The sequence below is a fragment of the Kitasatospora sp. NPDC002551 genome (genome assembly GCF_040296005.1).
Classification (GTDB): domain Bacteria; phylum Actinomycetota; class Actinomycetes; order Streptomycetales; family Streptomycetaceae; genus Kitasatospora.
In genome coordinates, this window is the sequence record NZ_JBEOWI010000001.1 from 143,280 (window position 1) to 164,981 (window position 21,702).

The 21,702-nt window shown below is 75.4% G+C and carries 17 protein-coding genes and 1 pseudogene; 6 read left to right on the forward strand and 12 right to left on the reverse strand.

Annotation, left to right across the window (positions count from 1 at the left end; all coding sequences use genetic code 11):
* Nucleotides 1-55: 55 nt before the first annotated feature.
* Complete coding sequence (locus tag ABT093_RS00630) at nt 56-499, reverse strand: SCO4402 family protein (RefSeq protein ID WP_502884092.1); 444 nt, start codon at nt 497-499, stop codon at nt 56-58.
* A 247-nt stretch (nt 500-746) separates the two neighbouring features.
* Between ABT093_RS00630 and ABT093_RS00635 the strand changes: the two genes are divergently transcribed.
* Nucleotides 747-2,045, forward strand: coding sequence for an ABC transporter substrate-binding protein (locus tag ABT093_RS00635; protein ID WP_350558192.1), 1,299 nt, complete (start codon nt 747-749; stop codon nt 2,043-2,045).
* 121 nt (nt 2,046-2,166) lie between these two features.
* On the opposite strand, the gene ABT093_RS00640 is transcribed toward ABT093_RS00635, so the two are convergent.
* Nucleotides 2,167-3,318 (reverse strand): hypothetical protein, encoded by a 1,152-nt coding sequence (locus ABT093_RS00640; RefSeq protein WP_350558195.1) that lies wholly within the window; start codon nt 3,316-3,318, stop codon nt 2,167-2,169.
* 222 nt (nt 3,319-3,540) lie between these two features.
* Nucleotides 3,541-4,917: an NsdA family TPR-like regulatory protein gene (locus ABT093_RS00645; RefSeq protein ID WP_350558198.1), complete on the reverse strand. Its 1,377-nt coding sequence runs from the start codon at nt 4,915-4,917 to the stop codon at nt 3,541-3,543.
* A 396-nt stretch (nt 4,918-5,313) separates the two neighbouring features.
* On the opposite strand from ABT093_RS00645, the gene ABT093_RS00650 reads away from it, so the two are divergent.
* On the forward strand, nt 5,314-5,967 hold the full coding sequence (locus ABT093_RS00650) for a bifunctional DNA primase/polymerase (RefSeq protein ID WP_350559186.1): 654 nt from the start codon (nt 5,314-5,316) through the stop codon (nt 5,965-5,967).
* A gap of 491 nt (nt 5,968-6,458) precedes the next feature.
* Here ABT093_RS00650 and ABT093_RS00655 read toward each other — a convergent pair whose 3' ends face one another.
* On the reverse strand, nt 6,459-7,151 hold the full coding sequence (locus ABT093_RS00655; RefSeq protein WP_350558201.1) for an iron-dependent transcriptional repressor DtxR: 693 nt from the start codon (nt 7,149-7,151) through the stop codon (nt 6,459-6,461).
* A 222-nt stretch (nt 7,152-7,373) separates the two neighbouring features.
* On the opposite strand from ABT093_RS00655, the gene ABT093_RS00660 reads away from it, so the two are divergent.
* The 3 genes from ABT093_RS00660 (at nt 7,374) to ABT093_RS00670 (ending at nt 10,402) form a co-directional block, all read left to right on the forward strand.
* Nucleotides 7,374-8,138 (forward strand): SIS domain-containing protein, encoded by a 765-nt coding sequence (locus ABT093_RS00660; RefSeq protein ID WP_350558204.1) that lies wholly within the window; start codon nt 7,374-7,376, stop codon nt 8,136-8,138.
* A 647-nt stretch (nt 8,139-8,785) separates the two neighbouring features.
* Nucleotides 8,786-9,730, forward strand: coding sequence for a DUF4231 domain-containing protein (locus ABT093_RS00665; RefSeq protein ID WP_350558207.1), 945 nt, complete (start codon nt 8,786-8,788; stop codon nt 9,728-9,730).
* 150 nt (nt 9,731-9,880) lie between these two features.
* Nucleotides 9,881-10,402 carry a hypothetical protein gene (locus ABT093_RS00670; RefSeq protein WP_350558210.1) on the forward strand — a complete coding sequence of 174 codons (522 nt, stop codon included), beginning with the start codon at nt 9,881-9,883 and terminating at the stop codon, nt 10,400-10,402.
* Here the strand turns inward: ABT093_RS00670 and ABT093_RS00675 are convergent.
* From ABT093_RS00675 to ABT093_RS00685, 3 genes are read right to left on the reverse strand one after another with little or no spacing between them, the layout of a single operon-like run.
* On the reverse strand, nt 10,383-11,345 hold the full coding sequence (locus ABT093_RS00675; protein WP_350558213.1) for a 2-hydroxyacid dehydrogenase: 963 nt from the start codon (nt 11,343-11,345) through the stop codon (nt 10,383-10,385). The two genes, ABT093_RS00670 and ABT093_RS00675, sit on opposite strands and share 20 nt — an antisense overlap.
* A 56-nt stretch (nt 11,346-11,401) precedes the next feature.
* On the reverse strand, nt 11,402-11,533 hold the full coding sequence (locus ABT093_RS00680) for a hypothetical protein (RefSeq protein WP_350558215.1): 132 nt from the start codon (nt 11,531-11,533) through the stop codon (nt 11,402-11,404).
* Between the two features lie 20 nt (nt 11,534-11,553).
* Nucleotides 11,554-11,730, reverse strand: a complete 177-nt coding sequence (locus ABT093_RS00685; RefSeq protein WP_350558218.1) for an ATP-binding protein — start codon at nt 11,728-11,730, stop codon at nt 11,554-11,556.
* Nucleotides 11,731-11,775: 45 nt separating this feature from the next.
* Between ABT093_RS00685 and ABT093_RS00690 the strand changes: the two are divergent.
* Nucleotides 11,776-11,880: pseudogene (locus ABT093_RS00690) on the forward strand (DUF397 domain-containing protein); the annotation flags it as partial.
* A 120-nt stretch (nt 11,881-12,000) separates the two neighbouring features.
* Here the strand turns inward: ABT093_RS00690 and ABT093_RS00695 are convergent.
* From ABT093_RS00695 to ABT093_RS00715, 5 genes are all read right to left on the reverse strand, one after another.
* Nucleotides 12,001-12,879: a glycosyltransferase family 2 protein gene (locus ABT093_RS00695; protein WP_350558221.1), complete on the reverse strand. Its 879-nt coding sequence runs from the start codon at nt 12,877-12,879 to the stop codon at nt 12,001-12,003.
* Nucleotides 12,880-13,298: 419 nt separating this feature from the next.
* Nucleotides 13,299-15,611, reverse strand: coding sequence for an FxsB family cyclophane-forming radical SAM/SPASM peptide maturase (locus tag ABT093_RS00700; protein WP_350558224.1), 2,313 nt, complete (start codon nt 15,609-15,611; stop codon nt 13,299-13,301).
* Between the two features lie 41 nt (nt 15,612-15,652).
* Nucleotides 15,653-15,823 (reverse strand): hypothetical protein, encoded by a 171-nt coding sequence (locus tag ABT093_RS00705; protein ID WP_350558227.1) that lies wholly within the window; start codon nt 15,821-15,823, stop codon nt 15,653-15,655.
* Between the two features lie 38 nt (nt 15,824-15,861).
* Nucleotides 15,862-19,959, reverse strand: a complete 4,098-nt coding sequence (gene fxsT / locus ABT093_RS00710) for an FxSxx-COOH system tetratricopeptide repeat protein (protein ID WP_350558230.1) — start codon at nt 19,957-19,959, stop codon at nt 15,862-15,864.
* A complete protein-coding gene (locus ABT093_RS00715; protein ID WP_350558233.1) occupies nt 19,956-21,530 on the reverse strand; it encodes a TIR-like protein FxsC in 1,575 nt (524 codons plus the stop codon). The genes fxsT and ABT093_RS00715 overlap by 4 nt, the downstream gene beginning before the upstream one ends.
* Nucleotides 21,531-21,702: the final 172 nt, after the last annotated feature.

Genomic DNA, 21,702 nt, shown 5'->3' on the forward strand with positions numbered 1-21,702 from the left:
CCGCCCCGCTGCCCGCACTGCGGGACGGCCCGCCCGGAGCGGGGCGCCGGGCCGCTCAGACCTGGGTCAGGATCCGCAGCACGTCCAGCGAGCGCGGCGGGACGTCCGGGTCCTCGCCGTCGTTGACCGCCAGCCTGACGTGCGCCTCGCGGGCCGCCCGGACCGCCTCCGGCCAGCCGTGGTGCTCCAGGTACGCGGAGGCCGGGGCGTCCGCGCCCACCTCGTGCAGGATCCGCACCACCCGCAGCACCGCGACGTCCACCAGGGTCGCCTCGGCGGAGTCCCGGAAGATCGTGCCCACGTACTTCTCGGCCGACCAGCGGTCCAGCCAGGTGTCCTCGACCAGGCGGTAGACGGCGTCGGTGACGTCGCCGTACCCCTCCCGGCCGGCCAGCCAGGCGTCCCGCTGGAACCCGGGGTCGGAGAGCATGTGCAGCGCCGAGCGGAGTCGGGCCCGCCAGCGCCACCAGGGCAGGTCGTTGAGCGGCATGCCGCCCATCGTGCTGGAGCGGTGGCCCGGACGAGAAGGGTTTCGGGCAGACCGATACGAAGATTCTGTGCTGGCGGACATGGGCAACGATCGTACGTTCCCCCACCGTTCGTACTCCACTCCAGGATCTACACGCGTCCCCCCTCGGAGTTCCTTCCCCGTTTACCACCTGTTGGCTGGACGGCCCTCTCTCCTTGCCACGCCGGGGATTGGCTGGAACCGGTGCGCAGCACTGCGCCCAGGGAGGGAAAGACCGATGACCAGCCGTACGGGCTCGTCCCAGGCCACGAACCTGATCGCGGGACGGCGCCGCCGGCGCCCGATCGCCGCCGCCGCGACCGCCGCGGCGCTGCTCCCAACCCTCTTCTCGGCCTCCGCGTGCGGCGGACCGGCCGATGCCGCCACCGGCAGCGGCGACCTCACCGTGATGACCTGGGCGCCGTCCGGCACCGGCTCGGCCGACCGCCCCGGGATGACCGACCTGGCCGAGGCCATCGGCCGGGACATCAACGTGAAGGGCGGCCTGCACGGCCGCCAGGTACGGGTGATCACCTGCAACGAGCACAACACCTCCGACGGTGCCAAGGCCTGCGCGCAGCAGGCGGTGGACGCCAAGGCGGTCGCGGTGCTCGGCTCCTACAGCCAGTACGGCGACGACTTCATGCCCATCCTGGAACGGGCCGGCATCCCGCTGATCGGCGGCTACGGCCTGTCCCAGCCGGAGTTCAGCAGCCCGTTGTCCTACCCGGTGGGCGGCGGCCTGCCGGCCCTGATCGCCGGCAGCGGCCGGCAGCTGGTGGAGGCCGGCTGCAAGTCGGTCGCGGTGATCCGCCCGGACACCCCGGCCGGCGACAACCTGCTCGGTTCCCTGGGCACCGCGCTCAAGCCCGCCGGGATCAAGCCGCTGGACGTCAAGGCACCGGAGAAGTCCAACGACTACACCCCGGAGGTCCGCAAGGCGATCGGTGGCGACCAGCCGGGCAACTGCGTCACCAGCGCGCTGGGCTCCGAGCCGACCGGCAACCTGCTCGACGCCTTCCGGCGGACCGGCGCGAAGAACACCCGGATCGCCTCGGTGATCGGCAGCGTGCAGCAGTCGGTGGTCGACTCCACCGGCGGCGACTCCGGCCCGCTCGCCGGCGCCTTCGTCACCGGCTGGTACCCGCCGGAGTCGGCCAAGACCTGGGACGGCCTGCGCGCCGTGATCCGCGCCGACACCGCGGGCCGGCACATCGACGCCGCCGACCCCGGGGTGCAGACCACCTGGGTGGCGTTCGAGGTGTTCCGCCAGGTCTCCGACCGGCTGGCCGCGGCCGGACGGCCGGTGTCCGCCAAGGCGATCACCGCCCTGCTGGACGGCGGCGAGCCGATCGACGTCGGGCTCACCCCGCCGCTGAACTGGGCGACCACCAACATGCTGCCGAGCACCGAGTCGCCGCGGCTGGTGAACACCTGGGTCACCTACCAGGTGGTCAAGGGCGGGCAGCTGACCCTGCAGCGGCCCGGCTTCGTGGACGTGCGCTGGGTGCTCACCGGGGGCAAGCCGCCGGCCTGAGCCGCCGACCGGCCCGCGGTCCCGGGCCCGGCCGTACGACGGCCGGGCCCTCGCCGTGTCCGTGTCCGGGGCTGCCTCGCGGGTGCCGGCGGGTACGCGGCGGGTGCGCGCCGGCGGGCGGTCAGAGGTCGCCGTCGGTGCGGGTGGGCAAGCCGGTCTGGCCGGCCACGGTGTTCCAGAGCCCGGCCGCCTGCTTCTTGGCGGTGGTCGCGGTGCCGCTCGCGGCCACCGCGTTCTTGTAGTGCGGGTTGTCGTTCTTCTTCGGGTCGCAGCCGCCCTGGGCGTCCCCGGCCCAGGCCGCGTACTCGTCGTCGGCGGTCGCCGAGGCCGTCCACGCCGCGTTCAGCTGCTCGACCAGCTGCGGGCCGCTGGGCAGCTTGTCGGTCTTCAGCCCGGCCAGCTTGGTCTGCAGCTCCCGGCGCTGCCCGGCCGCGGCGGTCAGCGCCTGCTGCGACTCCGGCAGCTTGTCGCACTTCTGCACCGAGGCGACCGCGCCGATCACGGCCTGCCGGCTGTCGTTGGCGGTACCGAGCAGGTCGGAGAGCGCCTGGGCCTGCGCCTTGACCACCGGGTCGACCGAGGCGGTCGTCGGGCCCGCGCTCGGGGCGGTGGCGGCGGCGGCCGGGCCGCTGCCGGTGGCCGTGGGGACGGCCTTCTTCTCCGTGCCGGACGTCTCGTCGTCACCGTTCAGCAGGACCGCGACCAGGACGGCCGCCGCCAGGCAGCCCGCCACCACGCCGCCGATGAGCAGCTTGTTGGACGAACGGCCGCCGTGCCCGCCGTCGCGCCCCGCCGGGGCCCCGCCCGGCTGGTCCGGGTGGCCCGGCGCGGGCCGGTCGGCGTAGCCCGGCTGCGCGGGCGGGTAGCCGCCCGCCGCCTGCGGGTCACCGGCCGGGTACGGCGGCAGGTACTGGGTCGCCTGGGCCGGGTCGGCCGGGTAGCCCGGCTGCGGGGCGCCGCCCCAGGCCGGCTGCGCGCCCCCCGGCTGGACCGGCATGGCCTGGGTCGGCAGCGCGCTGTCACCGAGGTACTCCGGCTGCCCGGACGGCCCGCCGGGGTACGGCCCGGCCGGCGCCTGGGCCTGCGGCGCTCCGTACGGCTGACCCTGCGGCGGCCCGTACGGCTGACCCTGCGGCGGCGGGCCGGGGTGCTGCCCGGGCTGCTGGCCCTGCGGCGGACCGGGCTGCTGGCCCTGCTGCTGGCCGGGCTCCGGGCGGAACAGGTCGTCCAGGTTGAAGTCACCCGAGTTGGGATACGAGCGGCGCTGGCTCAACGCGATTCCTCACCTGTGCACGACCGCGCGCTGACGGCGGACCACATCTCGTCGGTTCTTGGGAGCATCACAGTTCCTTGGACGTCGCGCCCACGCTACCGGTTCACCGAACCGGCCGACCACGTGGGCGGTCCATCCCTCACCGACCCTGCACGCTCTCCGCCGTCCTCCTTGACGGCCTCCTTGACGGCCTCCGCGACGCCCTCCTCGGCGCCCGTCGGCTCAGGCCGCCTCCGCCTCCGCCCGGGCCTGGAACTCGCGGACCACCCGCTGCTCCCGGTAGGGCTCCAGCCGGCGCCGGAACTCGTCCAGGTACTCCACGCCCCGGTTGGACCGCAGCCCGCTCAGCAGCCGGACCGCCTGGGCCCCGGTCTCGCAGGCCCGCTCGACGTCCCGCTGCTGGAGCTGTGCCGTCGCCAGCAGCACGAGGTCCACCGCGCGGCGCCGCACCCGCGTCGGCGGGTGCAGGTCGAGCGCCCGGCGGGCGTAGTGCTCGGCCGGGCCGGCCTGCTCCAGGTCCCGGTGGCAGTGGGCCAGTTCGTCGGCGAGGTAGGCGTCGTCGAAGTGGACGATCCAGTCCGGGTCGTCCTCCGGGCGGCGCTTCTCCATCATCTCCAGCGCCTTGGCGGCCACCGCCTCGCAGGCCCTGGCGTCGCCGAGCAGGGCGTGCCCGCGCGCCTCGGCCGCGTAGAACATCGCCATCGCGGTCGGGGTGGCCACCGTCCGGGCGCCCTCCTGGGCGGCCCGGGCGAGCTGGGCGATCTCCCGCGGGTTGCCCAGGGTCGCCGCCAGGTGGCTCATCGAGGCCGCCAGCACGTACCCGCCGTAGCCCCGGTCGTCGGCGGCCTGGGCCAGGCGCAGCGCCTGGATGTAGTAGCGCTGGGCCAGGCCCGGCTGGCCGGTGTCCACCGCCATGTAGCCCGCCAGCTCGGTCAACCGCGCGACGGCGGCGAAGAGTTGGCGCCCGGTCTCGTCCCGGTAGGAGCCGCCGAGCAGCCCGGAGACCACGCTGTTGAGGTAGTGCACCACCACCGGGCGCACGTGCCCGCTGCCGAACCGGTGGTCCAGGTCGACCAGCATCGCGGTGGTCGCCTTGACGGCCGCGACGTCGGTCGGGCCGACCCGGGTGCCGCCGGTGCGGGCCACCACCGGGTCGGGCGGGGTGATCAGCCAGTCCCGGCTGGGCTCGACCAGGGCGGAGGCCGCCACCGTCGCCCCGGTCAGGAAGTCCCGGCGGCCGACGTCGCTGCGCCACAGCTCGCAGACCTGTTCCAGCGCGGCGCCCAGCGTCGGCGCGAACTGCAGGCCGATCCCGGAGCTGAGGTTCTTGCCGTCGGCCATGCCGATCTCCTCGACCGACACGCTGCGCCCCAGCTTGCGCCCGAGCGCCTCGGCGATCACCGCCGGGGCCTGCCCGCGCGGCTGCTGGCCGCGGAGCCAGCGTGCGACGGAGGTCTTGTCGTACCGCAGGTCCAGACCGTGCTCGGCGCCGCAGAGATTGACTCTCCGCGCCAGACCGGCATTGGAGCAGCTGGCCTCCTGGATCAGCTGCTGGAGACGCTCGTTGGGCTGTCGTGCGACAAGTGGTCTCGCGGCCATTGGGCTTCGCCTCCCCACACCCTCCGGTCCCGGCCGGCGGGCGACGCTTTCTGCTGATCTCTGTTGCCGAGTTGCCGACTGTCCGACCGTTCAAGGAAACTGACACCAGGTTAGCGATCAGCAACGCCAGCGGGATACCCACGGTGACGATCCCCACCCCCCACGCGCCCGGGAGAATGCTCCCGTGCGCCCCCACTGCGCCCACCCTGCCTCCCCCCGGCGCGCTCCCGCACGGTCCGCCTCACCGGTTCGGGTGAATTGCCGACCCGGGGCGCGACGGCCCGGAACCGGCCGTAACCCGTCTCACGCACGGTAGTTGAGCACCCCGTGGAAGACTTCCCCGATCCCCTCGACCAGGGCCCCGCCGACCAGGGCTCCTCTGCCGGACCGTCCCCGCTGCTCGTCGAAGCCGTCGGCTGCGCCGAGACCCGGCACTGGGAGGTCACCCCGGGCGCCTGGCTGGTCGACGGGGACGGGCGCGCGCGCTGCTCCTGCGGCGATCCGCGGTGCGCGCTCCCCGGTGCCCACCCGATCGACACGGACTGGACGCGCCGGGCGAGCGCGGGTCCGGGCGCGGTGCGGCACTGGTGGACGGAGTGCCCGGAGGCGTCGATCCTGCTGCCGACCGGCCGGTCCTTCGACGTGCTGGACGTCCCGGAACCGGCCGGCTGCCTGGCGCTGGCGCGGATGGAGCGGATGGGGCTGCAGCTCGGTCCGGTGGCGGTGGTCCCGGCCGCGCCCGGCCGCACCGGCCGGCGGCTGCACTTCCTGGTGCTGCCCGGCGTGGCGGCCAGAGTGCCGGAGATGCTCCGCAGGCTGGGCTGGCCGCCCGGCCGGCTGGACCTGGTGGCCCGCGGCGAGGGCGACTGGACGGTCGCCCCGCCGTCCCGGGTCGGTCCGAGCGGCTTCGCGCAGTGGGCCCGCTCGCCCACCGCGCTCAACCGCTGGCTGCCGGACGCCGCCGAGCTGATCAGCCCACTGGCCTACGCCTGCGGCCGTGACGCGCCGCCGGCCGGAGCCCGGTCGGCCCGGCCCGCGGCGGTGCGCTGACCGCTCCCCCGGACTGCCGCCCTGCGCCGATCGGGTGAGGGCGTGCGCTGCGCGACACCCCGCGCGCGAGTGACGGGCCTTGTCTCCCACCGGAGACGGGGCCCGTCATACGCACGTGCGGATAAGGGTTCGGTGTACCCGCTGGTCAACGGCGAAAGCCCCTCGTACGAGTGACAGCACTCAAGGATTGCCTTGATCGTCCGAGTGGGAGAACTCCCAGCGTGAGGGGCCGCCGGACGGGGCGCTCGGTCGGGGAAGCCGGGCGAGGCGGACGCGGGAGGGACGGAGGGGAGACCGGGAGGGACGGGAGGGACAGGGCGGGGCCGTGTCACCGGCCGGGTTCGGGGAGGCCGGTGACACGGAAGCGGGAGGGACCGGGGAGGGCCGGACGGGGCCGGGTGCGCGGGGAGCGCCCGGCCCCGTCCGGCGTTGCCCGCCCGTCCCGTCTCCGCTGCCGCTCCGCGCTCCCGCGCTCGGGCCTCCGCGGTGGTTCAGGCCTGCGCGACGAAGACGTGCGCGGCGATCTCCTTGCCCAGCTCGGCGGCGTTGTCGCCGGTGCCCACCAGCACCCCGCCGACCCCGGCGCTCACCCGCACCGTCGACCCCGGCCGGACCCCGGCCCGGCGCAGCGTGCGCATGAGGTCGCCGTCGGTCTGGATCGGCTCGCCGATCCGGCGGACCACCACGTCGGCGCCGTCCGCGCCCGGCAGCACCGAGTCCAGCGGGACGAGCCCGGCGTCGAAGCCCTCGCCCTCGGCCTTGGCGTCGCCCAGCTCGTCCAGCCCCGGGATCGGGTTGCCGTACGGGGACTGGGTGGGGTGACCGAGCATCGCGAGCACCTTGCGCTCGACCGTCTCGCTCATCACGTGCTCCCAGCGGCAGGCCTCCTCGTGCACCTGCTCCCACTCCAGGCCGATCACGTCGACCAGCAGGCACTCGGCGATGCGGTGCTTGCGCATCACCCGCACCGCGAGCCGGCGGCCCTCCTCGGTCAGCTCCAGGTGCCGGTCGCCGGCGACGCGCAGCAGTCCGTCGCGCTCCATCCGGCCGACCGTCTGGCTGACCGTGGGCCCGCTCTGCTCCAGGCGCTCGGCGATCCGGGCGCGCATCGGGGTGATGCCCTCCTCCTCCAGCTCCAGGATGGTGCGAAGGTACATCTCAGTGGTGTCGATCAGCCCAGACATCGCCGCTGGCTCCGTTCCTCGGTGTCCTCATCGCCAATTCTGACGTACCGCACCGACTGCCGGGCCCGCCTCAGGGCGCGGGGCCGGCGTTTCGTGCCTGTTGACAGCGGCGCCGATCAGGCAGCACGGTGCTGGCCGGAGCTTTCTCCACAGTGGTCCGGACCACCGCGACCGCTCCCCCACCCGGCCGGGCCCCCCACCGGCAGAGAGCGAAGGCAGCAGATGAGCGAGCTGGTCGGCCGGTACTTCGACGCCGCGATCGCCCACCTCCAGCGGGTCCGCACCGAGGAGGCGGAGAACATCGAGGCGGCCGCCGCCCTGCTGGCCGAGGCCGTCTCCGAGGGGCGCCGGATCTTCACCTTCGGCGCCGGCCACTCCTCGCTGGCCGCCCAGGACGTGGTCTACCGGGCCGGCGGGCTGGTGCCGATGAACCTGCTGGAGGTCCCCGGGATGGCCGGGGTCACGGTGATGCCGGCGCCGCTGTCCAGCGCGCTGGAGCGGGTCTCCGGCCTGGCCACCGCCACCCTGGACCTCACTCCCGCCACCAGCGGTGACCTGCTGTTCCTCATCTCGCTCTCCGGCCGCCAGGTGATGCCGGTCGAGCTGGCCCAGCACGCCCGGGGGCGGGGCCTGAAGGTGATCGGGCTGACCTCGCTCGCCTACCCCGGCGAGATCGCGTCGGGCCATCCCTCCGGCACCTATCTGAAGGACCACTGCGACGTCGTCCTGGACAACAAGATCGCGATCGGCGACGGCGAGCTGACCCACCCCGGCGCCGAGACCTCCTTCGGCCCGGTCTCCACCATCGTCACCAGCGCGCTGATGCAGGCCGTGGTCGCCTCGGCGGTGGAGCGCCTGGCGGACGCCGCCCTCGCCGGCACCGGCGCCACCCCGCCGCTGTTCCGCTCCGGCAACGTGCCCGGCGGCACGGAGTGGAACGCCAAGCAGATGGCCGACAACGCGGAGCGGGTCTTCTACACCTTCTGACCGCGCCCGTCCGTACGCCGTACGCCGGCGCGGCCGCCGGTACCAGGCGCCCTACGCCGACCGGCCGACCGCCGTCGACACCGCGCCCGCCCGGCGGCGGCGGGGGCGTCGGCCGGGGCAGCACCATGCCCCGGCCGACGCCCCGCCGCCGACCTGAAGCACACGCGAGCCGGCACGCCCCGCCCCGGGCCACGCGCCGCCTGCCCTGCGGGGCAGCACCGCCCGCCGGAGCGGCCACACCCGAAACCCGCCCACAGCGCGCGCACGCCCCGGCGGCGGCCCACAGCACACACACGCAGCGCCCCCGGCCCGACCCGCGCCCACGCCCCTGGCCCGGCAGCGGCACCCGTCGGCACCGCACCATCGGCTGCCCCCCAACGTCCGCACAGCGCCCCGCAGCACCGGACCACGGGCTGTCCCGGCCTCCCCGCACACCCCTGCGCCGCACGGCGGCGGCCCGCAGCACCCACCTCCCACTACCCCCGACCGCCCCGCACACCCCACCCCGACCCGGCCACACGCCGAGGGGGCACCGGCCCGAAGGGACCGGCGACCACATCCATCGCCACAGCCCCACCCGAGGCGTACCGGGCCCCCTGGCGGGGCAGGTACCGCCGGGGCGGCGGAGCTGCGAAGTGGGGGACGGAATGACGTCGGGCACGGGTGGGGCGGACCGGGTGGTGCGGGAGCGGGAGCTGCTGCCGGAGCTCTTCTGGGCGGCCGACTCCGCCTCCCAGCAGGGGCAGACCAGAGCGGTACGGCTCGCCGCCGCCGAGCTGGTGCTGCTGGTCGCGGCCGCCACGGCCGGCTCGGCCGACGGCACGGTGTGGTCCTGGCTCGCGGCCGTCGCCTACCTCGGTGCGATCGCCCTCTCCGCCGTGACCAGCCGGCAGAACCCGCAGGGCCTCTGGTACGAGGGCCGGGCCGCCGCCGAGTCGGTGAAGACCCTCGCCTGGAAGTTCGCCGTCCGGGCGGACGCCGTCCAGCCGCCGCCGCGTCCGCTGCCGGACGCCGAGGGGCTGTACGGTCTCCAGCTCGGCCGGGTGCTGCACGCCTTCCGGGGCAGCCGCGCGGTCGGCCCCGGCCTGGCCGGCCGGCCCGCCGAGAGCCAGATAACGGCGGCGATGCGCGGCCTGCGCGACCAGCCGCTGGCCGTACGCCGGGACGTCTACCTGCGCGAGCGGATCCAGGTGCAGCAGGACTGGTACCGCTCCAAGTCCCGCTACTGCGCCCGCGCCGGGTTCTGGACCGGCGTGGCCGGCGTCGGGCTGCCGCTGCTCGGCCTGGTGCTCGCGGTGCTGCGGGCGATGGGCGAGTTCTCCTTCGACGCGCTCGGCACCGTCTCCGCCGTGGCCGCCTCGGTCACCGCGTGGGCGCAACTGCGCCAGTACCGCCCGCTCGCCGCCGCGTACGGCCTGGCCGCCGACGAGTTGGCCCAGATCCGCGCCCAGCTCGCCCACCTCGACGTCGGCTCCCCCGACGCCGAGGAACTCTGGGCCCGCTTCTCCCGCGACGCCGAGGACGCCGTCTCCCGCGAGCACACCACCTGGCAGGCCCGCCGCGAGATCAACGGCCCCACCGATCGCGAGTGACCCATCATCGTCCGATGCGCATAGGTGGTGGTCCCCAACCCGTTCTCCGCGCGGCGCCGGACCCGCGGAATGCCGCCCGGCCGGAGTGCCGCCGGCTGCCGGACCATGGGTGCGGCAGAGTCGACGCGAGGATCCGATGAGGAGCAGAGCGTGGGAAGTCCGTTGAGGAGCGTCTCCGGGGTCCGCTGGGCAGAGCTGCGTGACGCGACGGGGGCTCCGGCCGGCGGGATTCCCCCGCTGCTGGCCCGGATCGCCCACGGGGACGAGGATGCGGCCCGCCTCGCCGTCGACGAACTGGGCGACGCCGTCTGTGCGCTGGGGTTCGTCGTCGGTGAGGCAACAGCTCCCGCGGTCCCGTTCCTCGTCGAACTGGCCGCGACCCCTCACGTGTCCTGCAAGGCCGAGTTGTTGGACCTGCTGGGAAGCATCTGCCAGGCCGACCAGTGGCACTCCGCCTGTGCGGCGGACCGGATCGGCAGGCGCGACACGAGCCACCGGCGGCAATCCGGCTGGGAGGCGGCCGCCAGGAGAGCCGTCCTCGCGGGTCGGTCAGTCATCGCAGCTGTGGCTTCCTCCGTACGGCCGGAGGAAGCCACAGCTGCGAGGCGGTTGTTGCAGACGATGGACCACATTCCGCCGTTTCCGGAGTCCGCTAGCGGCCGACCGGGGTGAGCGGGTCCTTGCCGGAGAGGACGGCGAGGACGTTGTCGACGGCGAGGTCGCCCATGGCCTGGCGGGTGCGGACGGTGGCGCTGCCCAGGTGCGGGGCGAGGACGGCGCGGTCCTGGGCGAGGAGGGCGGAGGGGACGGCCGGCTCGTGCTCGAAGTTGTCGACGGCGGCGGCGAACAGCGCGCCGGACTCCAGGGCGGCGGCGAGCGCCTCCTCGTCGACGACCCCGGCGGTCATCGAGACCACCACCGCGCCGGGCGGCAGCAGGGCCAGCCGGCGGGCGTCCAGCAGGTGCCGGGTGGCGTCGCTCAGCGGGCAGGTGACGACGAGGACGGTGGAGGTGGCGAGCAGGTCGTCCAGCGGCAGCCACTCGGCGCCGTCGGCCTGCTCGGGCGGCAGCGGGCGGCGGTTGTGGTAGCTCACCGGCATGTCGAAGCCGCGCGCCCGGCGGGCCACCGCCTGCCCGATCCGGCCCATGCCGAGGATGCCCAGCGGGGTGCCGGTCAGTTCGAGACCGAGCAGGAAGTTGGGCGCCCAGGCCCAGGTCTCGCCGGAGCGGAGCAGCCGCTCGCCCTCGCCGAGGCGGCGGGTGGCGGCCAGCAGCAGGGCCCAGGCCATGTCGGCGGTGGAGGCGGTCAGCACGCCGGGGGTGTTGGTGACCGGGATGCCGCGCTCGGCGCAGGCGGCCAGGTCGATGTTGTGGTGGCCCACGGCGTGGTTGGCGACGACTTCGAGGCCGGGGCCGGCGGCGTCGAGGAGTTCCGCGTCCACCCGGTCGTCCAGGGTGGTGATGAGGGCCCGGCGGCCGTGGACGGCCGCGAGGAGGTCGGCGCGCGCCATCGGCAGGTCGGAGTCGTGCACGGTGGCCGCGTGGTGAGCGGTGAGCCGTTCGGCCACGCCGGGGGCGAGACGGCGGGTGACCAGGACCGGGGGCTGCTCGTTCATGAGCCGAATCTACGCTCCGCCCCCTCGCCGGGGCCCGGCGAGGGGGCGGAGTGCCATCAATGGCACCTGTGCTCGTCGACCGCGCTGCCCGCCCGGTCGACGTGGTTCCGCAGCGACCTCGTCAGCACGTCGCCGACCGCCCCGACCACCGCCGAGGCGAGGACGAGCAGGCCGATGGCGGTGGTCACGCGGCCGAGTCCAGCTCGAATCAGACGAGCTTGCCTCGCTTGTGCGACTCCGCGCCCCACCGGTGGGTGAGCCCTTCGACGAGTTGGAGCCCCCGCCCGCCCTCGGCGAGGTCGTCGCCGGCGGCGGATCGCCAGTGCCGGGGGAGGGTGTGGCTCTCGTCGCCGACCGAGACCCGGAGAGTGCGACAGAGGCTCAAGGGCATGATCCAGCACGTCCGGTACAAACTCCTGGGGAGGTAGCCATGGAGCAGCTCAACTGGCAGAAGTCGACGTTCAGCGGGGAGGACGCCGACTGCGTCGAGATCGCGTCCAACGGCGAACTCGTCCACATCCGCGAGTCCGACGAACCCACCACCGCCATAACCCCCCGTGCTGCTCCCGCGCCGACGCGGGAGCAGCACGGGACGCCGCAGATCGGCGCCGCCCTCCGTCCCAGCACCGCGACGCGGCCGCGCGAACCACGGTTGTCAGATCACCGGCGGTCGGCCCAGTCGCGTCATCCGCCACACCGTGGACCACCGCATCGGCCGCCGAGGCGGGCACGGCACCCGGACACCCTCGAAGAACCCGGACCACCACGCCTTGAGCCCGGCGAGCGGCGGCCGCCCGACCAGCGTGTACAGCGCCCAGGAGGTCAGGTAGATCGGCACCAGAGGAGCGGGCAGGTGGCGCTTCGCCAGCCACACCCGGTTGCGGGCCGTCATCCGGTAGTAGGTGGTGTGACGGGCCGGGTCGGTGCGGGGGTGCTGCAGCACCAGGTCGGCGCGGTAGTCGATCCGCCAGCCCTCGTCCAGCGCGCGCCAGGCGAAGTCGGTCTCCTCGTGCGCGTAGAAGAACTCGGCGGGGAACAGCCCGACCCGGTCGATCACGCTCATGCGGATCGCGTGCCCGCCGCCCAGGAACGTCGTGACCGGACCGGACTGCAGCGGATCGCTCGCACCGAAGCGGGGCACGTGGCGGCGCTGGGTGAACCCGGTCTTATCCGCGATCCGGAACGATACGATGCCCAGCTCGGAGTCCCGCTCGAAGGCCTCCCGGATCAGCCGGAAGGTGTCGGTGCGGGGCAGCAGCCCGTCGTCGTCCAGGACGACCAGCACGTCCGTGCCACCCAGCTCACACAGCCGCTCGACGCCGGCGTTGCGGCCTCCGGGGATGCCGAGGTTCTCCGGCAACTCCACCGCATCCACCCACTCCGGCAGCTCCGGCAGCTTCACGCCCTGCCCGAGCACGACGGTCCGAACACCGCTGTCGCCGCCGTCCTGGGCCCGTACCGATTCCAGCAGCGCCGTCAGCTCCGCAGGCCGGTTTCCCATCGTCAGCACCACCACGCCCAGCGTGACGCCCATCGCACCCGACCTTTCGAGGAACCTTCGTGCTCTCGCCGACACCCCGGCTCGGCAACGGACCTTCGCTTCGCGAGCTGGCCGGCACTGGACGCCTTCCGGACCACCAGGTCATGGACCAGCCGACGCTGGGACTGGGTCGCCCGCCACCGGCCCGCCGGTGCGGGTGTCCGGGCCAGAGTGCCACAACGGCCGCTTCCGCTGGTGCCGAACGCCTCCTGGTTCGCCCATGCGCAGACGGCCACCTCGATCCACGGCGTACGCCACGGCTCCCGGGTCGCCGTGCTCGAACAGCTGCCAGCCGCCCGCCACGGCATCGCTCAGCAGCGGGGGCTGCGGCTGAACGACCGCAACGACCCCGGCCACGGAGACCGCGCCGCCCACGGGCACCGTCGAGCGGATGGCCCGCCGCCTGGGCCGCATCACCCCCTGGCCCGCCCGGCGGGGACCCGCAGCCAGGGGTCGAGCGACTCCCGCGCCCCGTCGGCGAACCGGCGCCCCAGCGCCGTCAGCGCGCCGCTGCCGGCGAGCAGGTCCACGGCCGCGTCGGTCAGGCCGCGCCAGTGGGTGAACCGGGAGCGGGCCGCTGGCGATCCGGCGTCCGCCTGGGTGCCCCAGAAGGCGGTGACGGCGAGGTGGGCGTAGACGGCCTGGAAGAGGGAGCCGACCGGGCGCGGGGAGAGGCCGAAGGCCTCGAACAGACGGGTGTCGGTGCGGTCGTACAGCTCCCACCGGTCGAGCACCGCGCCCAGCTTCACGTGCTGGAACTCGTGCACCAGCAGCAGCGCGAGGCCCGGCGCGGTACCGGGCCGGGCGATGGCGACCGCGCCGAAGGCCTGGCGTGCCGCCGAGCTGAGGTCCCGTCCGTCCGGGCCGGGCCGCAGTGGGGTGACGGTGGTCAGGCCTGCCCGCAATCCGGCCGCGTAGTCGGGCAGTTCGCGGTCGAGCAGGTCGGCGGCCGCCCGCAGGTCCTGCGCCCAGCCCGCGTACGCGGTGCCGGACAGGCGGTCCGCGACCGGCCAGCAGTGGACGGCGCGCTGCGGGTCCACGTCCTCCAGCGCCAGCACGCGCCAGCCCGCCAACCCGATCCGCCGCACCGGCTGCCAGCGCGGGTCACCCGGGCCGGTGAGCGTGCCGTCCCCGGTGCGCGCCGTCCAGCCCGTCCGCCCCCCGGTGACCAGCGCCTCCCGGGCGCCCCCGCCCAGCACCAGCCGGCCGAGGGTCGGCAGGTGCAGCACGCCCTCCCGGAGCGGCACCGCCACCGCGTCCCCGCGCCCCGCCCGCACGGCCGCCGCGGCGGCCAGCCCGGCCAGCGCGGCGAGCCCCGCGCCCGGGTCGCCGGTCAGCCGCCGCGCCGCCCAGGCCCGGACGTACGGGTGGGCCAACACCGCGTCCACGGCAGCCGGTTCGGCGGCGTCGAGTTCGGTCAGCAGCTCCCAGGCCGCCGAGCGGGCCACCCCCGAGGAGCCGTGCACGGCGGCCACCATCGCCCGGGTGAGCGCGAGTTGGGACCGGGCGAGCGCCCGGACGGTCTCCGGCCCGCCCTGCCCCAGAGCCAGTTCGCCCAGTTGCGCGTCACTGAGCTCCGGCCCGGCGACGTCCACCGGTGGGGCAGGACGCCGCGGGGCCCCGGCCCGGGCGGCCAGGCCGTCGATCAGCTCCCGCAGGTCCGCGCAGTACACCGAGGGGTGGTCGAAGGAGCCGTCCCGGTAGCGGTGCGCGTACAGGCCCCCGCCGCAGGAGCGCACCACCGGGCAGGCCCGGCAGGTGGCGTTCAGCCCGGCGAGGCCCGCCTGCCGGGCGGCCGTCCCCGGGTGCCGGGCGACGTCGTCGAGGCTGTGCCGGAAGACGTCCAGCCCGGTGGCCGGGGCGCCGTCGTACGCCGTCCGCAGGCTGTCCGCCTGCTCGTACGTCCCGTCCGTCTCCAGCACCACCAGGTCCACCGGCTCCAGCCCGAGGGCCTCGCCCAGACCGGGCAGCCCGGCCAGGGTGCGGTGCACCGAGTCGAAGGTGCGGACGGCGAACGGGCGGCCGTCCGCCTCCCACCGCTCGTGGACGGCCAGCAGCCAGTCGGCGTACGGCGTCGCACCCGCCCCGGCGGGCCGCTCCGGCGGGCGCTCCCAGGTGGCGTGCGGGAGCAGGAGGTCGACGGCGGGCGGCTCCAGTGCGGCCAGCGCCCGGTACACCGCCACCGGGTCGTTGGCGGTGTCGACGGTGCAGAGCAGGCCCGCGAACAGGTGCCGGAACCGCGGCTCGCGCAGCAGCCCGACGGCCCGCAGCACCCGCGGGTGGCTGGAGCGGCCGTCGGCGAAGCGGCGGTGCCGGTCGTTGGCGGCCCGGTCGCCGTCCAGCGAGACGCCGACCCGGATGCCGAGTTCGCCGAACAGCTCGCAGTACGCCGCGCTCAGCCGCACCCCGTTGGTGTGCACCCGCAGGTCCAGGTCGCACACCTCGGGCAGCGCGGCCCGCAACGCCTCCGCCGCCCGCCGGAACACCGCCGGCCCGGCCAGCAGCGGCTCGCCCCCGTGCAGGACGACGCGCACGGAGGTGAGCCCGTGCGCGACGGCGTGCTCCCCGATCCGCTCGGCGGCTCTCGCCAGCACCGCCTCCCCGACGACGCGCGGCCGGGCGCGCCAGCCGGTGTCGGCGTGCTCGTAGACGTAGCAGTGGTCGCAGGCGAGGTCGCACCGGCTGTGGACCTTCAGCACGACCTGCGTGAGCGGCGGAGGAGTCATGACGGCACATTTCCAGGACGCGCCGTCCGCTAACCGTACTGTCAGATGCCTGAATTGAAAGACGCGACCGGTCTGGCACCCGCGCCCGGCAGGGCCAGCTCCAGCCGCCGGGCCAGCTCACCCGCGTCGGCCCTCGCCAGGTCGGCCAGCGCGGGCCGCCCGTCGGTGCCGTGCGGCGGCCGGTCCGGCTCCACCACGACGTCCGGTTCCATGTGTCCAGCTCCCTCTCGGCCGATGCCCGTCCCGCTCCTCACACCAGCGGTGGTTCCGTCTCGACGTCCAGCCACTCCCCCATCCGGATCGCCTCGGTGAGCGGGTGCCCGTCCCCCAGGTACCGGACCATCCGCGCCCGGACCAGCGTCCGCACCCGCAGTTCCGCCGACCGCGCGCTCTCGCCGACCGCGGCGAGCGTCAGGGCGACGTTCGCGGTCGCCGCCAGCACGTCCGGGTGGTCGGGGTGGAAGCGCTCGGTGAGCAGCGCCGCGGCCGACTCCGCGAGCGGCAGGGCCTCGGCGGGCCTTCCGGCGCGCGCCAGGTCGTTGGCCCGGTTGAGCCGGGCGGTCCCGACGTACGGATGGTGCTCGCCCAGCAGCCCGGTCAGGTCCTCCAGCACCTTGCCCGAGAGCGCCTGCGGCTCCTCGGTCCGCCCGGCCCGGCGCAGCGCCACGGCCAGGTTGCCCGCCGCGACCCGCTCCATGGGGTGACCGGCACCGAGGTGGTCGCGCTGGTAGAGGTACGCCTCCTCGGCGAGCTCCACGGCCTGTTCGGTGTCCCCGAGCGCGCTGAGCGTGGCGGACAGGCTCCCCGCGGCGGCGGCCGTGCCCGGGTGGTCCGCGCCGTAGCGCCCCGTCAGCTGCCGGTGGACGTCCTCGATCTCCCCCAGGGCCTCCGGCAGCCGGCCGAGCCGGCGCAGCACGGCGCAGCGGAAGCGGCGGGCGCGCAGGGTCTCGTCGTGGTCCTCCCCGAGCGCCTGCCGGCTGCGGCGCACCGCCTTGTCCAGCCGGGACAGCGCCTCCTCCAGCCGCCCCGTCTCGCACAGCGCCAGGCCGAGGACGACGCCGCCGAGGATCGTGTAGGGGCTGCGCTTGCCGAACACCTCCAGCTTCCGGTGGTAGAGCACCTCGTGGACGGCCAGCGCCCCGGCGAAGTCGCCGGCCAGCATGATGGAGACGGCCAGGTTGTTCTCCGCCATCAGGCTGCGCCGGCTGTCCGGGCCCAGCACCCGGCGGGCGACGGCCAGCGTCTCCTCGTCCAGCTCCCGGGCCTCGCGGTAGCGGCCCAGGTGGCGCAGGTCCCCACCGAGGCTCATCGCGGCCGGGATGGTCTCCTGGTGCTCGCGCCCCAGCAGCACGGTCAGCCGCTCGAACGCGTCCCGGTCCGTGCTGTACGCCTCCCGGACCAGCCCCTGGGTGCGCTGGATGTTGCCGAGCTGGACGCGCAGCAGCTGCACCTTCACGTCCGGGCCGGTGCCCCGCGGTCCGATCTCCCGCCAGCGGGCGAGGACGCGTTCGGCCAGCTCGCGGCCCGCGTCGTGGAGGCTGCGCTGCCACAGGTAGCGGACCGAGTTGACGATCCACTGCCGCACCGCCGGGTCGGTGGACTCGTCCGCGCCGGACGGGCGCAGGTGGGGCAGCAGTTCGGCGTACCGGGGCCAGTGGTGCGGGGCGTCGGGGTCGCCGGGGTCGGCGAGGGCGAGGGCCCGGTGGGCCACGCCGCGGACCCGGTCCCGGTCCGCCTCGCCGACCTGTTCGCGCAGCAGCGCCTGGACGATCCGGTGCACCACCAGCGTGCCGGCGCCCTGGTCGTAGCGGGCGAGGTTGAACTGGTTGACGGTCCGCAGGATGTCGCCGACCGCCAGCCGGTGGTCCGAGGTCCCCGGGGGCAGCCCGATCGCCTCGATCACCGGCGGGCTGTACAGCAGGCCGATCGGGATGGCGTCCGGGCCGAGGAAGCCGCAGATCTCCAGCAGCCGGGCGGCCGGGGCGTTGATCCGGCGCAGGTCGGAGCCGGCGATCCGCCAGGTGGCGGCGGTGACCGTGGCGTTGGGTCCCTCCTCGACGGCCCGGCCGGCACCGGTGCCGCCGAACGCGGGGCCGTCGGAACCGGAGCGCACCGACCGGTCGAGGATGTCGGTGAGCGTCTCGTCGAGCAGGTCGGCGTAGGTGGCGGCCGGCATCGGCGTCTCCTGCAGCCAGGCGGCGGCCTGGCCGACGGCCAGCGGCAGGTCCCCGAGGAGCTCGGCGATCCGCTCCGCGTCGGCCCGTTCGACACCGGTGTTGAAGTGCCGGACGAGTTCGACGCTCTCGGCCCGGTCGAACACCTCCACCTCGGTGCGGCCGGGGCGGCGGGACCAGCGCCGGTCGCGCGAGGTCACCAGGACGTGGCCGTCGCGCCCGGCGGCGGGCAGCCACGGGTCCAGCAGCTCCGGGTCCTCGGCGTTGTCGAACAGCAGCAGCCAGCGGCGGTAGGGCCGTCCGCTGCCGAGCGCGTCCAGCACGGCGCGCGCGGTGCGGGTGACGTCACCGTCGCTCTCCAGGCCGAGGCCGGGGGCGAGTTCGGCGAGCTTCTGCGGGATCACCGCGGGCTGCTGGGCGGGTACCCACCACAGCACGTCGTACCCGGCCGCGAAGCGGTGCGCGTACTCGATCGCGGCCTGCGACTTGCCGACGCCGCCGATCCCGTAGAGCACCTGCACGGGCGAGGCGTCCGCGCCGGCCGTGAAGCCGTCGCGGACGGCCTCCAGCAGCCGCATCCGGCCGGTGAAGGTGGGCAGCCTGGGCGGGAGCTCCTGGACGGCGGGGCGGCCGTCCGGGAAGCGCGGCGGGCGCGGCACGGTGAACTCGCCGGAGTCCATCCAGCGGCCGGCGCCGGGCGGCGGACCGATCAGTTCGAACAGCTGCGCCTCGGCCCGCTGCGCCGAGCCGGTCGCCAGCTCCAGTGCCCGGAGCCCGGCGAACTGGGGCGGCTCCGACTGCTCCGGCGCGCCGATCCGCACCGCCAGCAGACCGCCGGAGTCGCCCGTCGCGTCCTGGGCGGTGAACCGGCGCCAGATCTCCCGGGCCCGCGGCAGCCCGGCGTAGTCGGCGGTGAGCAGGGCGAGCAGCCGGCCGTCGCCGTCCAGCGGCCCGGCGGCCTCGGGCAGCGCGCCGGACTGCGGCGGGCCGGCGTCGAGCGGGACGGCGGCGCTGTGCAGGGTGGCGACGTAGCCGAAGCCGCGCAGGGTCTCGGTGATCCACTCGGCCCAGACCCGGTCCCGGGGGGCGTAGCTGACGTACACCTGGCGGGAGCGGGTGCGGCCCTTGCGCAGGTAGGCCGCGTACAGCTGGCGGCGGGCCTGGTCGGGGACCGGGCGCAGCTCGCGGACCCGGCCCCCGGTCAGCCAGTCGGCGAGCCGTTCGAAGGCGGCGAGCAGGCTGCGGCCCTGCTGCGGCCGGTCGACGACGGTGGCCGGCACCTCCTCGTAGGCGTAGAACGGCTTGTACGGCACCTCGACGTCGCGCCAGTACTCCGCGCGGCGCTCGGCGCCGAGCCAGCGGCCCAGGTAGGGGTCGAAGGCGTCGTGGGCGAGGTCGCGGCCGGCCGCGAGCCCGGCGCGTTCGGCGTCCTCGACGCGCATCGGGACGGGCAGCACCCGGATCTCGCGCTCGTCGGCGTCGACGATGGCGCGGGCCGCGTCGACGCCGCCGCGGATGCTCTGGGCGCCGAGGGTGAAGCAGTCCACGACGGTGTCGGGCATCAGCACGGTGCAGATGCCGGAGGTGTCGCTGACGCCGGTGCGGCTGTCGATCAGCACGTAGTCGTAGGCGGCGGTCCACTGCGCGCGCAGCGCGTAGAGGAACTCGGCGCCGCGGACGTCGGCGCGGGTGTAGAAGCTGCGCCAGTTGAAGCTGGTGACGGCGGCCGAGTAGGCGGCGTTCTGCCGGCCGGCCGGCATCAGGTCGAGGCGGCCGCCGTCCGGGAGGTCGAGCGCCAGGCCGCACAGGTACTGCTCCAGCCGTCCCGGGGCGGCCAGCCACTCCCGGGGGTCCGGGCCGGGCCCGGGGCGGTCGGGGCCGGGCAGCGCCTCGTCGACGTAGGCCCGCAGCATGTCGATCAGGCCGTCGGTGGCGTGGAGTTCGGGGTCGACCAGCAGCGGGTGGTAGTACCGGTGCAGGCCGGGGGCCTCCAGGTCCCAGTCCACCACCAGGACCCGCAGGCCCTGGCTGGCCAGGATCCAGCCCAGGTTGGCGAGCGCCATGGTGCGGCCGGTGCCGCCCTTGAACGAGTAGAAGGTGACGACGGTGCCGGTGGCGGGGGTCGCCAGGGCGGCGGACCCGTGGTCCGCGAGGGCGGCGTGCTCGGGGCTCATCGGTCCGCTTCTCCTTCACTGGGCGCCCGGGTGGCCGGGGGCACGGTCTCCTCACGCCGGACCGCCCGTGCCGCCGGGGCGGCCCCGTTGCCCGGGGTGCTCCCCGGGCGCGGTACGCGCGGACCCGCCTGGGCCGGCGGGTCCTCCGGTGGCTCCGGCGGGTCCGGCGGCTCCGGCGGCCGCGACCGGGCGGGCGGCGGCCAGGCGGGGATGGTGAGGCCGGGCATCGGCCGCGGGTCGGGGCCGATGCCGAACTGGGCGCGGGCCGTCACCGGGTCGTCGTCGATCTGGTCCAGCAGCCGGTTCTGGGCCACGGTCACCGTCGACAGCAGCTCACGCTCGAAACGTTCCCGCCGGACGTGGACGCGAAAGAGCGGCTCGGGTCCGGAGCGGTGCAACCAGGTGCGCGCGAACACCTCGCGCACCCCCTCCCAGAGCCGGGCGCGCGCCGGACCGGGCGGAGGGTCCTCGGAACTGTCGGGCAGCAGGACGGCGGTGACCGGGTGGTTCTGCCGGTCGAAGTCGCGCAGCGCCTGCCGGTAGGGGTCCCGCCCGGCCGCCCACGGGTCCACCAGCAGGACGCTGACCTCGTTGTTCTCCCGGGCCCGGTCGAGCGCCTCGCCGAGGTCGGGGCCGACCGTCTCCAGGCTGGTGCTGTGCCCGGCGCGGGTGATCACCTGCTGGGCCTGGACGGCGAGCGAGGGCAGCCGCGGCGGGTGGTAGGGCGCCCAGTCCCGGGGGTGCGCCCCGTACCAGCCGCCGCGGTACCGCGCGTCGGCGCCGTCCGCGTCGTCCGCCCCCACCGCCGCGGTGCCCTCGGAGCGCTGCGCCGGGACGCGGTCGCCGGTCGCCGCGGCGGCTGCGGCGGACCGGTGGTCCCCGGACCAGCGGGCGGCGACGAACAGCCGGACCAGGCTGCTGCGCACGGCGACCGGGGCGATCTCCGGCACCGGGAAGCAGCCCTCCACCCGGCCGAGGTCGAGGTCCCGCAGTTCGGTGACCCGCCAGCCGGCGGCCTCCCGCACCCGCTCGGCGATCACCCGCACCACCAGGCGGTACGCCGTGCCGTGCGGGTCGGTGCGCAGCAGGTGGCGCAGCCCGCCGGTGGCGTACTCCGGGCCGAAGTCGTGCTGGATGTACTGGATCCGCCGCACCTCCGCGGGCAGGTCCTCCGGCGGCGGCTCCCACAGCACGGGGATCAGGGCCGGGACGCTGTCGCCGGTCTGCTCCTCGTGGCGCCGGGTGCGGGCGTCGAAGGCGGTCCACTCCTTGCCGCAGTAGTCGCTGGCGAAGTAGGCCGGCGAGTAGAGGGCGACCATGGTGCGGCTGGAGCCGACCATCCGGGACAGCTGCCGCTCCCAGTCGTCGCCGACCCGCAGCCGCTCGGTGTCGCGGTAGGCCAGCTCGCCCGGTCCGGCCTCGGGCTCGATCCGCGCCAGTTCGTCCCGCAGGTCGGTGAAGAACTGGTCGACGAAGGCGCCACCGACCATCTGGTCCCGCCGCGCGTAGCTGAAGAAGAAGTACGGCCGCACCCAACAACCCCCCACCGATACGGTGAACGTCTTCACCATACTGGCGGGGTGACGGCGGGTCAGCCGGTGGACGCGGGAAGTTGTCGCAGGGTCGTCACAAGTGCGGCCCCGTGCCTCGACGCCGCAGGTCGGGAACGTGCGGGCCGGGAGCGCGGGCGGCCCCGGGCGCCCCGGCGGGCAGCGCCGCGCCCGGCCCGCGGGCAGCCCCCGC

What these genes read in the sequence shown, in the direction of transcription:
- ABT093_RS00630 (WP_502884092.1), bottom strand. Translation starts at nt 499, where the DNA reads ATGGGCGGCATGCCGCTCAACGACCTGCCCTGGTGGCGCTGGCGGGCC.
- ABT093_RS00635 (WP_350558192.1), top strand. Translation starts at nt 747, where the DNA reads ATGACCAGCCGTACGGGCTCGTCCCAGGCCACGAACCTGATCGCGGGA.
- ABT093_RS00645 (WP_350558198.1), bottom strand. Translation starts at nt 4,917, where the DNA reads ATGGCCGCGAGACCACTTGTCGCACGACAGCCCAACGAGCGTCTCCAG.
- ABT093_RS00655 (WP_350558201.1), bottom strand. Translation starts at nt 7,151, where the DNA reads ATGTCTGGGCTGATCGACACCACTGAGATGTACCTTCGCACCATCCTG.
- ABT093_RS00660 (WP_350558204.1), top strand. Translation starts at nt 7,374, where the DNA reads ATGAGCGAGCTGGTCGGCCGGTACTTCGACGCCGCGATCGCCCACCTC.
- ABT093_RS00665 (WP_350558207.1), top strand. Translation starts at nt 8,786, where the DNA reads ATGACGTCGGGCACGGGTGGGGCGGACCGGGTGGTGCGGGAGCGGGAG.
- ABT093_RS00675 (WP_350558213.1), bottom strand. Translation starts at nt 11,345, where the DNA reads ATGAACGAGCAGCCCCCGGTCCTGGTCACCCGCCGTCTCGCCCCCGGC.
- ABT093_RS00695 (WP_350558221.1), bottom strand. Translation starts at nt 12,879, where the DNA reads ATGGGCGTCACGCTGGGCGTGGTGGTGCTGACGATGGGAAACCGGCCT.
- ABT093_RS00700 (WP_350558224.1), bottom strand. Translation starts at nt 15,611, where the DNA reads ATGACTCCTCCGCCGCTCACGCAGGTCGTGCTGAAGGTCCACAGCCGG.
- ABT093_RS00705 (WP_350558227.1), bottom strand. Translation starts at nt 15,823, where the DNA reads ATGGAACCGGACGTCGTGGTGGAGCCGGACCGGCCGCCGCACGGCACC.
- fxsT (WP_350558230.1), bottom strand. Translation starts at nt 19,959, where the DNA reads ATGAGCCCCGAGCACGCCGCCCTCGCGGACCACGGGTCCGCCGCCCTG.
- ABT093_RS00715 (WP_350558233.1), bottom strand. Translation starts at nt 21,530, where the DNA reads ATGGTGAAGACGTTCACCGTATCGGTGGGGGGTTGTTGGGTGCGGCCG.